Consider the following 13,746-nt stretch of genomic DNA (forward strand, 5'->3'; position numbering starts at 1 on the left):
CTGTTAGATTGAACTCCAGTCACGGGCCGCTCGGTCCTGGCAATGAGCGATCGAAGGGGAGAGGCAATGTCGGAAACGAGCTGGGATTGGGCGGCCCTGATAGTGGTCGTCATCCTCTTTGCGGGGCTGGCCCTGCTGAGCAGAAAGACCAAGGTCAACTTCAGTTGGCGGGTCATCATAGCGACGGTGCTGGGAATCCTGGTAGGTGTGGGCTTCTCCGGTCACACGACTTATGTGGGGGCATTCGGCAACGTCTGGTCCGAGGTCATTTCGGCCCTCGTAGTGCCGCTCCTGCTCTTCAGCATCATCGCCAGCATAGGCCGTATCGGCGGGTCCGGTCGGCTGAAAAACATCAGTCTGAAGACCATCGTTCTGCTGCTGGTCAACACGTTCACGGCCGCCGTGATCGCTCTGGTTCTAGGGCTGCTCTTCCAGGTCGGCAAAGGGTTCGATCAGGCTCTGCCCAAGGGGGCCAAGCCTCACGAGGTGCCGGGAGTGGTTGATACCCTGATCGGTCTCTTCCCCTCGAATCTGGCAGACAACTGGGCCCACAACCAGGTCATTCCTGTGGTGATCTTCGCCATCCTCCTGGCCGTCTCTTTGAATAAGGCCGCATCAACCTCTCGCGGGGAACAGAGTGTGGCCCCCTTCAAGGCTTTTGTGGAAGCGGGCAATGTGGTCCTATCCAAGGCCACTCAAATCGTGGTCGGTTTCACTCCTTATGCGGTCCTGTCCCTGATCGCCGCCGCGATCGGTCGCAGCAACCTGAAGAGTCTTCTGCCCCTGCTTGCTGTTCTTCTGGTGGCCTACCTGGGTCTGGCCATTCAGCTTTTCCTGGTCCAACCCCTGATTCTGGCCCTCGTCGGTCGGGTCAATCCTCTGCCCTTCTTCCGCTCCCTTTGGCCGGCGGGGGTGGTGGCCTTCACCTCTGAGAGCAGCATCGGCACCATTCCTGTCACGGTTCGTCAGCTGCGCTCGGCCGGGGTTCCTGAAGAGACGGCTTCCTTCGTGGCCAGTCTGGGAGCCAATCTGGGCATGCCCGGATGCGCCGGGCTCTGGCCCGTTCTCCTGGCTGTCTTCGCCATCAATGCCCAGGGGATTCCTTACACCCCCTTGCGCTTCGCTCTTCTGATCGTCTTTGCTCTGGTGGTTTCCGTAGGGACGGTGGGCGTGCCCGGTACAGCCACAATCACCGCCACCTCTCTCTTCACCGCGGCTGGCCTGCCCGTACCCTTCATCGCTATCATGCAGCCTATTTCCCAGCTGGTGGATATGGGCCGCACGCTGGTGAACGTGGCTGGTGCCGCCAATACCGCAGTCATCGTGGCCAGGACCGAGAATGAGCTGGACCTTGATCTTTACCAGGGCCGCAAGGTCTTCGACGACCAGGACATTGAAGAGGATAAAGAGATGCAACAGGCAGAAGACTAGGCCCGGATGCGTTCCATTCCTGCGCACATGAGCAGGAAGGCGCACACACCGTGCATGTCGTTGATGCTAGTGGGTCGCCGGCGGTATTCCTCATAGCTGCCGGGGCCGGTTCCTAACAGATGTCGCCGATGAGGAGGTCATCCTCCTGCTGCTCAAGGCTCGTTATGACTCCTCGTACTCCTTGTTGCCCCGCTTCCAGATAGGCCTTGTCCGGAATGCCTTGGGTCTACAAGCCTTGCAGGTGGCGGCCACGAAGAGACTGGTGCAGGAGTTCTCAGGCCAGTCGCCCTCTTTGCCAACGTTGTCGAGAACCTGCCATCAGCGGCCGTCGGGACCCGGATAGCGACAGACGGCAGTCAGCAGGTTGCCGGCCAGGTTTCGCATATCCTCGCGGTCCGGGTGCCCTGCGGCAGCAGTTGCGGTTCAGTGACCACTGTCATGGTCACCCAGTCGATGGACCGTCCCCCAGCATTCGGGCGAGAGGCCTGTTACAGGGTCGGCCCAGGGTTCTTTCCGGTCGGGATCATAGGCGTGCCGCCAGAGCCCGGTTTCAGGAACGCGGGTTTTCTTCTGCATCAGGAGGGCCTGCCTGACAGCCTCGTCCACCACATTCCTGCGTCCGAAGCGGGTGCCGTATTCCGCCATTATTGAGCCGCCCATATAGAGCTCGTCCAGCCGCATCCGCCTCGGTACTCCGTCGTTGTGCCAGAATCCGCCCTCGTCGTTCTTCGGATAGGCTCCAAGGTCGTCGGCCAACTGGGGTCCGGTCCGGTCTTGTACCGGGGGGGGGATCCGAAATGGTCATAGAGCGGGGCGAGGAGGATGCCTGGCTGGATGTCGTCCAAGCATGCGCGATCGTGATTGAGTACGTGGCCCTGTTCATTTCGCAATGCCGGCATCCTGCGTGGTGATGCAAGGGATCAGATCTATCGTCCCTTGCCAGAGGTGGTGCTGGAGCGGATTGACCAGGGCTTCCTTGAAGAGACATTTCCGGCGAGCATTTCGCAAAGTACTTCATGGCTAATGCCGAGGATGGGAAGATCGAAGAGATGATTGCCGCTCGCCTGTAAAAGCAGCTTGGCAGGCCTGAATATAAAAGACGCCGTCGACGAGGAAGACTCCTTGCCAACGGCATCTCGCTTCGTGCGAACGGAGGGAGTTGAACCCTCACGAGCATCAGCTCACTGCCACCTGAAGACAGCGCGTCTACCATTCCGCCACGTTCGCAGACAACTGGAAAGGTTAGCACGGTTGTCTGCACGGCGCAATGATGGCGTGTTGGTTCAACCTTTGGATCCGTGGGCGTAGAATCTCGCCAGCGTCTCCCGCTTGTACTCGTCGAAGTAGCCGCCGTCGATGGACTGGCGTATCTCGTCCAGCAGTCTCACAAAGAAGCGTTCGTTGTGTATGGTGGCCAGCGTGTAGCCGTTGAGTTCATGGGCGCGAAGCAGATGGTCGATGTAGGCCCGGGAGTAGTGGGTGCAGGTGTAGCAGTCGCAGTCCTCTTCGATGGGCCTGAAATCAGCCTTGAACTGGGCGCGCTTGATGTTCCAGCGGCCGTCACGGGTGAAGACGGCCCCGTTGCGGCCGCAACGGGCCGGGGATACGCAGTCGAATGTGTCTCCGCCGTTCTCCACGCCTGCGAAGATGTCGTCCACAGCAGCGATGCCCAGCACATGCCTGGGTCGGGATTCGGGCATCTCGTCGCAGATCCAGGCGCAGGTCTGCCCCAGCAGCCGTTTCTCAATAGCGCCTCCGATGCCTACGCCGTCGAAGTCCAGGGATGCAATCTGACGGGCGGCTCGTCGGCGCAGATCCTCATAGTTGGCCCCCTGCACTACGCCGAACAGCGCCTGGTAGGGTTTCCCGGTCCGCACCTGGGTCAGCCTGTGGTGCTCGTCCACACAGCGTTTCGCCCAACGGAAAGTGCGCTCCACTGACTGCTCTTGGTAGGTTCGGGTGTTCATCAGGGTGGTCAGCTCGTCGAAGGCGAACATGATATCGGCGCCGATGCGGTGCTGGATGCCCATGGAGATCTCAGCCGAGAAGCGGTGCCGGTCGCCGTTGAGCGGGGACTTGAAGGTGACTCCGTCCTCATCCACGAAGGCCAGGCGCTCCTTGCCTTCGGCGATCACTTGGTCCGACTTCATGCCAGTCACGTCCATGGCCAGGGTTTTCTTGAATCCCGCCCCCAGCGAGAGGACCTGAAAGCCGCCTGAGTCGGTGTAGGTGGGGCCATCCCAGTTCATGAACCGGGCCAGGCCTCCAGCTTGGTCCAGAATATCTGGGCCGGGACGTTCGAACAGGTGGAAGGCGTTGGCCAGAAGGACCTGGGCGCCCAGCTGCCGCATCTGTTCGGGCAGGACGGCCTTCATGGCCGCCTGGGTGGCCACGGGAATGAATGCGGGAGTGTGGATGTCTCCGTGAGGGGTGTGGATGATGCCGGTACGGCCGTAGCGGCGGCCATTGCGTCCCAGGCCTCCAGGGGTGTCGGACAGACGGTTCAGGGTCTCGAAAGAGAAAGCGGTGCGGTCGCCGGGTCGGCCTGGCGTGGCTCCCAGCGGGTTGGTGATCAGGCTCATGGCTCCACTGTATCCAAGACATCCAACCGTCCCCTGCTGCCCGGTGGGTAGTCGATATGACTTTCATACAATGTCCAGATAATATTCAGCATTCCAGCTCTAGACTTAGTAGCAATGCACGCGAGGACCCTCTTCGCCTGTGAGTCGGAAACGGCAAAAAGCGCAGGCGACGGGGTAGATTGACAAGCGTGACCGAATAGCAGGCAGCGGCATTGATCCGAAGGAGCAGAAATGGCTGAAGAGCACAAGGTCGACCCTTGGAAGGGCGGCGACGATGGTCAGTCCTGGCAGCCAAGCCACATCGAGCATGGGGCTGCCGATCAGGGGCAGGAGGCGGGAGCCTCCAAGGACCAGACCGACTCTGCGCAAACCTCCGTATCAGAAGAAGGCGATCAGCAGACCCAGGCCTGGGATCAGAGGCCTACGACCCCTATTCCTATGTCTGGTAGTGACGCCCGGGCCGCGACTACGAAAAACGGGTCGAATGACGATCGCAGCGCCGGGGCTTCAGTACCCGCTGTCAACGGCTCGACCGTAGGGCAGGATGCACAGACACAACAGCAGCCTTACTATCGGCCAGCGCCGGAGTATGGAGCCTATGCTCCTGCAGGCTCACGTCCATCTGCCAACGACGGACGGAATGGGGCTGCTGATGAGGGTCAGCAGCAGACGAGTCAGGGGTATGGCTCCGGTCCTCAGCGGGGCTTCTTCGGACAATACGGGTATCCAGGCCAGTTCGGTCAGAACGGCCAGGCGGGTCAGCCCGGCCAGAATGTCGGCCAGAACCCTCAGGGTGGGCAACCCTCGGGCCAGGGGCCCTTTGCGCCTTTCGGCTCCGGCGGCCCCAACGGCCAGCCCGGTCCTGCCAATAACGCCAGCAGCAGCATGAGCGGCACGGGCAAGTACGTCTTTACCGCCGTGGTGGCCGCCCTAGTAGCTGCAGCCCTTATGCTGGGCCTAGGCTGGGCGGCGCTGTCCAACGGATGGATCACCCCGCCTTCATCCCCCTCGCTCAGCGGAGTCTCCTCCAACTCCTCGGGTCAGGGCACGGCCAAGGTTCAGGGCGGTCAGGCTCCTGACTGGCAGGACATCAGCAAACAGGTCTCCGAGTCCGTGGTCTCCATCCAGGTGAAGGCCAAGAGCGGGGTGGGGGCCGGATCGGGCGCGGTCTTTGACACTCAGGGCCATGTGGTCACCAACAACCACGTGATCGATGGTGCCAAGGAGATCCACGTCACTCTCTCTAACGGGCAGATGTATACGGCCAAGGTTGTCGGCACCGACACCACTGCCGATCTGGCCATTCTCAGCCTGGATCAGGCGCCGTCCGATCTGAAGCCTGTGAAGTTCGCCGACTCCGAAAAGCTGGCCGTGGGCGAGAATGTCATGGCCATCGGCAACCCTCTAGGCTACGAGAACACGGCCACCACCGGCATTGTTTCGGCTCTGAACCGCCCGGTCTCGGTCCTGGATGAGAGCAACAACAACCCCATCGTGACCAATGCGGTCCAGCTGGATGCGGCCATCAACCCCGGAAACTCGGGCGGCCCCACATTCAACGCGGCAGGCGAGGTGATCGGGATCAACTCCTCTATCGCTTCCATGGCCTCCTCCAAGTCTGAGGCAGGGTCCATCGGCATCGGATTTGCCATCCCGTCAAACCTGGTCAAGCGGGTCGCCGGCGAGATCATCAAGGATGGCAAAGCCAAGCACGTCTCCTTGGGCGTCACCATCCAGAGCAGCACAGCCCAGGCAGACGGGGTCACCCGCGGCGGCGCCGAGGTCACCAATGTGGTTTCGGGCTCCCCGGCTGACAAGGCCGGGATCAAGGTCGGAGACACCATCGTGGCTTTCAATGGCCATGCCGTCAACAACAACTACTCTCTGCTGGGCTTTGTCCGAGCAGCCGCCTTTGGCGACTCGGTCAAGATCACCGTGGTGCGCGACGGCAAGACCGCCGAGGTGAACGCCACCCTGGACAGCGAGGAGCAGACCGTACAGGGCAAGCCCAGGACCAACAGGAGGAACTCGGACGGCAGTGGTCAGGACGGCGACTCCGACCAGGGCGGTTCGGGCGATGACGATGATTACATGGATCCCTTCCGCTTCTTCTTCGGGCAGTGATCCGGCACTAAACCCAGGGGCCGCATCCGTCACGTGGCGGGTGCGGCCCCTGGTCATATCCGTTGCTCATTGCCGGCCCTAGCGCGGTATAAGCTTGAAATGTCAAGAGCAGAAGAGAGCCGTGTTCCGGCTGCGGCTGCCGGGTCGACAAGCCCGGAGCGGGGAAGTGGTCATGTCAAGAATCCTGGGTTTTGCCAAGAAGGTCCCCATGCTTTGGGTGGTTCTGGCTTGCGGGCTGGTCATGGGCCTGCTCTGGCACCCCTATCGTCAGGCCGCTCAATGGCTGGTCGCAGCCTTGGTGACCGTCTCGCTGGTGGACACCCTCAAGGGGATGATCGATGACGTGCGCCAGGGCCACGTGGGCGTGGACATTCTGGCCGTGGTCGCTATCCTCTCCACCCTCGCCGTCCGGCAGTATTGGGCCAGTTGGGCCGTGGTCCTCATGCTCTACTCAGGCGATGCCATCGAGCAGTACGCCGGGAACAAGGCGCAGAACAACCTGACGGTATTGGTCCAGGCCGCCCCCCAGGTTGCCCACGTGGTCCAGGCAGGCCTGTCAGAGGGGGAGCATGGCCTTCCCAAGGAGAGCGACTGGAGCACGGTTGCGGTCGATAAGGTCCGTCTGAACGACCTTCTGGTGGTCAAACCCGGCGAGACCGTGCCTGTTGATGGCGAGCTGATCAGCTCCACCGCCACCCTGGACATGTCCACTATTAACGGTGAGCCCATGCCTCGCAGGCTCTACCAGGATGCCCAGGTCATGTCCGGGGCGGTCAATGGCTCGGGCACCTTCCTGATGCGGGCGCGGCAGCTGGCCCGGGACTCGCAATACCAGCGAATCCTCAGCCTGGTGCGTTCCGCTCAGAACTCGCGGGCTGCAGTCGTCAGAACAGCCGATCTGATGGCAGTCCCCTTCACTGTGGTGGCCTTCATCATCGCCTGCGTGGCCTGGATCATCTCCGGCGTGCCGACCCGGTTCGCTCAGGTCCTGGTCCTGGCTACCCCTTGCCCTTTGCTGATCGCCGCCCCTGTAGCATACATGGCCGGGACTGGAAGGCTGGCCAAGGCGGGGCTGCTGATCAAGACCCAGGACGTGATTGAGAATCTGGGCCGGGTCTCGCACATCTTCTTCGATAAAACCGGCACGCTGACCGTCAAGCGTCCCCAAGTGTCCCAGATCGACCTGCCTGGCGGTGGGGGGCAGGAGGTCGATACAGACCGGATACTGGCCATGGCGGGCGCTGTGGAGTCCTATTCGGTTCACATCCTGGCCAACGGGATCGCCGAAGCCGGGGCCGCCGCCAAGGAGCGGTTGCGGGCACAGAGCAGCGGTGAGATCCATCTGCATGCGCGGGAGGTTCGTGAGGACTCCGGCAACGGGGTTCAGGGACTGGTTGACGGCCATCAGGTCAAGGTGGGCAGAGCCCAGTTTGTGGCTGGCGGGCATCCAAGCGATTTATTCGGCCCCCTGGCACCTGATGAGATGGCCTCCTACATTTCTGTTGATGACGCCTTGGCCGCCCGGGTCGTCATGAAAGACGTGCCCAGGTCGGATGCCGCTCAGACCATCGCCCAGCTGCGGGAGTTAGGCATCACCCGTCTATCCATGGTCACCGGCGACAAGGAGGCCTCGGCACGGATCATCGCCGATCAGGTGGGCATCGCCGACGTGCGTGCTGGCCTCTTCCCTGAGGACAAGGCCGATCTGATCGCCAAGGCCTCCAAGGAGGAGCCCAACCGGCAGCCCTTCTGGGACATCTGGCTGTCTAAATTCCTGGGGGAGTCAGTGACTAAATCCATCACCATGATGGTGGGGGACGGGATCAATGATGCCCCGGTCCTGGCTGCCGCTGATGTGGGTATGGCCATTACCGACGGCACCACCACGGCCGCATCAGAGTCCGCGCAGGCCGTAATTATGAATGACGATATCGCTTGCCTGCCCAGGTCGATCACCATCGCCCGCAGGACCAAGCGGGTCATGCTCCAGGCGGTCATGCTGGGGCTGACGCTGGCTACGGTGGGCATGCTCTGTGCCGCCTTCGACCTGATTCCAGTGGTTGTCGGAGCCTTCACGCAGGAGGCCATCGATGTGGTTTCCATTCTCTGGGCTCTGACTGCGCTGATAGACCGGGACTGAGCTTGGTGAAAGTCCCGGGGATGGAGTCCGCCTGGCCCTGTTCCCGACCGTCGCTTTGCGTTAGGCTGACAAGCATGAGTGATAATAATGTCAACGATTCCACCATGCCCGCACCGGCCCGCGGCGAGGAAGCCGACTCACCCCTGCGCGTGGCCGTCATAGGCGCAGGACCTGCAGGGGTCTATGCCTCTGACATTCTGCTGCGGCAGCTTCGGCAGAAGGGTGCCGACCTGGGTCTGGGCGACCGGGCCCGGATCGACCTGTTCGAGAAGCTGCCCGTTCCCTTCGGCCTGGTCCGCTACGGCGTGGCCCCGGACCATCCCAGCATCAAGTACATAGCTGGTGCCTTGGAAAAGACCCTGGATAACCCCGAGATCCACCTGTATGCGGATGTGGAGTTCGGCAAGGACATCAATCTCGATGACCTGCTTCAGCGCTACGATGTGGTGCTCTTCGCCACTGGCGCTGTGGACGATCGTCCTTTGGAGATCGCCGGGCACGAGCTTGATGGCGTTCACGGGGCCGCCCACTTCGTCGAATGGTATGACGGCTATCCCGACGCTGACCAGGACTGGCCCCTGGATGCCAAGCAGGTGGCCGTCATCGGGGGCGGGAACGTGGCCATGGATGTCTCCAGAATCCTGATGCGGCGGGCCGACGACCTGTTGGACACTGACATCCCCGACAATGTCTACCAGGGGATTCAGGGCAACCAGGCCTGTGAAGTGCACATGTTCATCCGTCGCGGTCCGGCCCAGGCCAAGTTCTCAGTCCAGGAGCTGCGTGAGCTGGAGAAGCTGCCCGGAGTGCAAATCGTTATCGACCAGGAGGACTTCGACCTGGATCAGGAGACCATCGATCGGGCCGGTGCCGACAAGCTGACCCGGCAGATGCTGGAGGAGCTCTTCGCCATCAGGGAGATGGCCGAGGACATGGCTGAGGACGGCGGCGTCGACTTCGAGGGCAATCCTGCCGACCGCCGTTTCTATATGCACTTCTACCGGATGCCTGCGGCAATCATCGGCCAGGAAGGCAAGGTGACCGGCATTCGGGTGGAGAAGACCAAGGTTACGCCCGAGGGCACCATGGAGGAGACCAGCCGGTACGAGGAGTACCCGGTACAGGCCGTCTATCATGCCATCGGCTACAAGCCTGCCGAGGTTCCCGGCATTCCCTACGATTTCTCCGGCTATACCCTCTCAAATGTTCATGGTCGCGTGACTACTGCTCCCGAGGAGCAGGACGGACGACCCATCGACCGCCTCTACGCCACGGGCTGGGCAAAGCGAGGGCCTGTGGGTCTGATCGGATCCACCAAGTCCGATGCCCTGGAGACCATCGGCAACATGCTGGATGATCTGGCCGCCAGCCCGGCTCGCGGCCGTTTCGCCCAGGACCGGGACGACGATTCGATCGACCGTTTCCTGGCGGATAAGGGCATCCAGCCCATCGACTTCGCCGGTTGGAAGCGGATCGATGCCTACGAGCGGGCCGAGGGTGCCAAGGTTGGCCGCGAGCACATCAAGGTCATCGACCCCGACCAGCTCCGCCAGCTTGCTCACGGCGAGTAGGCGATCGCTCTTAGGCCTGTGTTGGCAATAGCAGGGCCTGGATGAGGTTCATGAATCCTCACCCAGGCCCTGTTTTCTTAATCCGATCTACGGGGGAGCGGCCTCCCGCAGAGTATTGCGATCGCTTATACAGTTGAATCGTCCCTTTATCCCTATTGTTCTAATGAGCGTGTGCCAGTCAAGCGTTGATGAACACACTCGAGATTCCTCTGGTCCACGGCAGGCGGAACCATACGGATAAGGGAACAGCCAGGAGGGCTGAACAATGAGGATAGCTGTCGTCTTTGGCGGAACCAGTTCCGAGCGCGAGGTATCGGTCGCCTCGGCTGTCGAAGTCATTCGTGCGCTCCGTGAACAAGGTCATGAGGCTATCGCCGTTGACAGTGCCCGCGGCAGGTTGAGCTTGGAGGAAGAAGGCAGGCTGGCCCTTTCTTCTTCGGCTTCGACTCCCATCCAGAATCAGCCGGGTGCCAAGCAGCTTGAAACATTGAAGCGGACCCATTCTGAGGTGAATCTTTCGTCGGCTGTCCTGGACTGTGATTTGGTCTTCCTGGCCCTGCACGGGGGGTCGGGTGAGAACGGGCAAATCCAGGCCCTTTTAGAGTTGGCTCAAATTCCGTTCACTGGGTCAGGGAGCACAGCAAGTGGCCTGGCCATGGATAAGGAACTCTCGAAGAGGGTGGCTGGAAGTGCGGGCATCCTCACCCCTGATTGGCTGACAGGCTCCGTCAGCGCAGGTGAGGTTGAGGATCGTTTGGGCTGGCCAGTAGTAGTCAAGCCGGATGCTGAAGGTTCCAGCGTCGGCCTGAGTATTGTGGGCAATCCTGACGGTCTGCCTGCTGCCATTCAGGAGGCGGCTGCCTATGGCCAGGTGATTATAGAGCGTTTCATTACTGGCAGGGAGTTCACTGTCAGTGTTCTGGACGACTCCGCACTTCCAGTCGGTGAAATCGTCAAACCAGACGGGCAGGTTTTTGACTATGCCTCAAAGTACCAGAAGGACGGGGTGGATGAGGTCTTTCCGGCCCGAATACCTACAAGCTTGGCTGAACGGCTCCAGGAGGGGGCCGAGACCATTCACCGAGTTTTCAAACTGCGTGGTTACAGCCGCAGTGACTTCATTGTGGATGAAGAAGAACAGATCTGGTTCATGGAGGCTAACACTTTGCCCGGCCTGACGCGGTCCAGTCTCCTGCCCAAGGCGGCAGCGGCAGCTGGTATAAGTTTTGGCGATCTATGCGAACGGATCTGTCAGCTGGCTCTGACTAAGGAATAAATCGCTCTTTGGCTTCATGAAAGTGTTCCCTCTAGCTGCTCCTCAGGTATATGTTTCAGGTCTGGCATGCATAAAACCAGTTGGACTTACAGGCTTCGTTCAGCAAAAATTCAGCGGCATTGTCTACCATGGAACCCATGAATGGCAAGCTGAAGGTTCACGGACATTTCAACGGCCTTAAAACGACGCTTTTGTTCGCCCTCATGTGGGCCGTCATCATGCTTATATGGTGGCTGACTGGCGGTCGCCAGGGGACGCTGGGCATCTATATATTCATAGGCCTGGCCACCACTTTCGGATCCTACTGGTTCTCCGACAAGGTGGCGATCGCTTCCATGCATGCCCGGCCGGTCAGTGAGCAGGAGGCCCCAGATCTCTATCGGATTGTCCGGGAGCTGTCGGGCAGAGCCGGCAAGCCCATGCCCCGCATCTACATCGCTCCCACCGACTCGCCCAATGCTTTTGCCACAGGCCGCAACGAGCGCCATGCTGCCGTCTGCTGCACTCAGGGGATCCTGCGCATTCTCAACGAGCGTGAGATTCGCGGGGTGCTGGGCCACGAGCTCATGCATGTCTACAACCATGACATTCTGACCTCTGCCGTGGCTTCGGCCATGGCCACGGTCATCACCTATCTGGGTTACTCTCTTATGTATTTCGGCGGCGACAGCCGGGACAGGGATAACGATTCCGGCGTCTTTGGCCTCCTGGGCGTGCTGGTCAGTTCGATTCTGGCACCCCTGGGTGCTTCCTTGATCCAGATGGCCATCTCGCGCACCCGTGAGTACGACGCCGACGAGGACGGCAGTCGGTTGACTGCGGACCCGGCGGCTCTGGCATCGGCGCTGAACAAAATATCCTACGGGTCTCAGGCAGTGCCCATGCCTCAGACTGCTGGCACCCAAAGCGCGGCTGCCATGATGATCGAGAACCCTTTCTCGGTCAAAGGGTTCAGTAGGTTATTCTCTACCCATCCTCCCACCGAGGAGCGCATAGCCCGCCTGATGCAGATGAGCCAGGAGATGGGGCAGACCCAGGTGAATTCCGGGCGTGGAGCCCAGGTGGGCTACTGAAAAACCAGAGGGCTGAGGCGTCCACCTGCTGATGGCGGTAGCCCCGCCTCTCTGCCCTTATCGATAATTTCGGAATTGGCCAAACGGAGTATACGCTAGGTCGGGCCTTGCATGGTGTTCTAGCCTTAGTGCTCTCAGTTGCGAAGAATCCAGCTCGTCATAGAGGCAGCTGGTAACCAGAGGTCCTTGGTACTCATGCTTTAGATCCGATGCTTTAGATCCGAATTCTGCGCCCGTTGCAGACCACGGTTTTGACGGACCAGTCGGCTGGGCTCAGGAGGAGAAGATCAGCCGCATAGCCGGGTGCCAGCAGACCCAGCGGAGCACCGGTGATCGGGTTGGGACGATCCAGTCCCAGCGCCCGGGCAGGTGTCAAAGTGGCGGCTTCCACAGCCTGGGGGGCCGGGAGTCCGATGAACTGGATGGCCCTGCTGACTGCCACATCCAGGGTCAGGGTTGAGCCAGCGATGGCTCCGTTGGAGGTCAGGCGGGCGTGGCCGCCCTTCACTGTTACGTCCAGGGAGCCCAGCTTGTAGGCGCCGTCCTCACAGCCGGTGGCCTCCATGGCATCGGTGACCAGGGCTGTCCGATGGGGGAAGAGCCTGAAGGCCAAATCGACGCAGGGGTCCTGCACATGGAAACCGTCGTTGATCAATTCGGCCGTGACCCGGGGATCCTGCATGGCGGCCGGAATAGGTCCTGGCTGACGGTGGTGGATGCCGTTCATGGCGTTGAAAACATGAGTGAGTATGCGTGCGCCGGCATCGAAGGCGCGGCGGGTCTGGTCGTAGTCGGCATCGCAATGGCCAACCGCAGGTACCACACCGGACCCGGCTAGTAGGGATATAGCTTCGTAGCCATGGTTGCGCTCGGGGGCCAGCGTCACCTGGCGTATGCAACCGTCGGCGGCTTCCAGGAGGCGGTCAAGAACCGCGGGTTCAGGGTCGCGCAGGCATTTGGGATCGTGCGCCCCCTTACGGGAGAGGGCGATGAAGGGCCCCTCCAGGTGGGCGCCCAGCACGTCGGGTCTGGAGTCCATTACCCGCCTGACCGAGCGCAGGTTGGTGCACATCGTGTCAACCGGGTTGGTGATCAGGCTGAGCACCTGCCTGGTGGTTCCATGGACCATATGACAGGCTCTGGCTGTACGAATGGCTTCATCCCCGTCATCGAATGAGTGAACCCAGCCGCCATGTGAGTGGATGTCGATGAACCCGGGGGTGAGGATGAAGCCGGTCGCGTCAATGAATTCGACGCCGTCCGTATTCGCATCGTGCGTATCGGACCCAGGCTGGAAGATGGAGGGCAGGCCGGCGGCCCTCAGAGCGGATTCCAGGCTCTCCCTGCCCTGCCCGACCTCTGCAATCTTGCCATCCAAGGCCAAAATCCAGCTATCTTCCCTGATGCCTTGGGCATCTATCAGCCTTGCACCGGTCAGAATAAGGGGATGGGCCGGTTCATGGAGGGATGACTCAACTGAGAGACCCGCTGACTCGTATACTTCCTTGGACATGTTTTTGGTCTGCCTTCTGTGCTTTGCTGATCAGGA

10 protein-coding genes and 1 tRNA gene are annotated in these 13,746 nt (G+C 60.9%); 7 read left to right on the top strand and 4 right to left on the bottom strand.

The window, feature by feature from the left end; genetic code table 11:
• Nucleotides 1-66: 66 nt before the first annotated feature.
• Complete coding sequence (locus ACUIAD_RS03170; RefSeq protein ID WP_110451502.1) at nt 67-1,431, top strand: dicarboxylate/amino acid:cation symporter; 1,365 nt, start codon at nt 67-69, stop codon at nt 1,429-1,431.
• Between the two features lie 423 nt (nt 1,432-1,854).
• Here the strand turns inward: ACUIAD_RS03170 and ACUIAD_RS03175 are convergent, their stop codons facing one another.
• On the bottom strand, nt 1,855-2,187 hold the full coding sequence (locus ACUIAD_RS03175; protein ID WP_445343656.1) for a glycoside hydrolase family 88 protein: 333 nt from the start codon (nt 2,185-2,187) through the stop codon (nt 1,855-1,857).
• 260 nt (nt 2,188-2,447) lie between these two features.
• On the opposite strand from ACUIAD_RS03175, the gene ACUIAD_RS03180 reads away from it, so the two are divergent.
• A complete protein-coding gene (locus ACUIAD_RS03180; RefSeq protein ID WP_445343786.1) occupies nt 2,448-2,501 on the top strand; it encodes a hypothetical protein in 54 nt (17 codons plus the stop codon).
• Between the two features lie 74 nt (nt 2,502-2,575).
• Here ACUIAD_RS03180 and ACUIAD_RS03185 read toward each other — a convergent pair.
• A tRNA-Leu gene (locus ACUIAD_RS03185) sits at nt 2,576-2,658 on the bottom strand.
• Nucleotides 2,659-2,714: 56 nt separating this feature from the next.
• Nucleotides 2,715-4,013, bottom strand: coding sequence for a tRNA guanosine(34) transglycosylase Tgt (gene tgt, locus ACUIAD_RS03190; protein ID WP_445343657.1), 1,299 nt, complete (start codon nt 4,011-4,013; stop codon nt 2,715-2,717).
• 231 nt (nt 4,014-4,244) lie between these two features.
• Between tgt and ACUIAD_RS03195 the strand changes: the two genes are divergently transcribed.
• The 5 genes from ACUIAD_RS03195 to htpX all read left to right on the top strand — a co-directional run bounded on the left by ACUIAD_RS03195 (nt 4,245) and on the right by htpX (nt 12,197).
• A complete protein-coding gene (locus tag ACUIAD_RS03195) occupies nt 4,245-6,137 on the top strand; it encodes a trypsin-like peptidase domain-containing protein (protein WP_445343658.1) in 1,893 nt (630 codons plus the stop codon).
• 172 nt (nt 6,138-6,309) lie between these two features.
• Entirely contained in the window at nt 6,310-8,277 is a 1,968-nt protein-coding gene (locus ACUIAD_RS03200; RefSeq protein WP_445343659.1) for a heavy metal translocating P-type ATPase, read from the top strand.
• Nucleotides 8,278-8,351: 74 nt separating this feature from the next.
• On the top strand, nt 8,352-9,848 hold the full coding sequence (locus tag ACUIAD_RS03205) for an FAD-dependent oxidoreductase (protein ID WP_445343660.1): 1,497 nt from the start codon (nt 8,352-8,354) through the stop codon (nt 9,846-9,848).
• A 265-nt stretch (nt 9,849-10,113) separates the two neighbouring features.
• Nucleotides 10,114-11,124 (top strand): D-alanine--D-alanine ligase family protein, encoded by a 1,011-nt coding sequence (locus tag ACUIAD_RS03210; protein WP_445343661.1) that lies wholly within the window; start codon nt 10,114-10,116, stop codon nt 11,122-11,124.
• Between the two features lie 137 nt (nt 11,125-11,261).
• Nucleotides 11,262-12,197 carry a zinc metalloprotease HtpX gene (gene htpX / locus ACUIAD_RS03215; protein WP_110451510.1) on the top strand — a complete coding sequence of 312 codons (936 nt, stop codon included), beginning with the start codon at nt 11,262-11,264 and terminating at the stop codon, nt 12,195-12,197.
• A 214-nt stretch (nt 12,198-12,411) separates the two neighbouring features.
• Here htpX and nagA read toward each other — a convergent pair whose 3' ends face one another.
• Nucleotides 12,412-13,710 carry an N-acetylglucosamine-6-phosphate deacetylase gene (gene nagA / locus ACUIAD_RS03220; RefSeq protein ID WP_445343662.1) on the bottom strand — a complete coding sequence of 433 codons (1,299 nt, stop codon included), beginning with the start codon at nt 13,708-13,710 and terminating at the stop codon, nt 12,412-12,414.
• Nucleotides 13,711-13,746: the final 36 nt, after the last annotated feature.

It is taken from the genome of Bifidobacterium sp. ESL0819, from assembly GCF_052606245.1.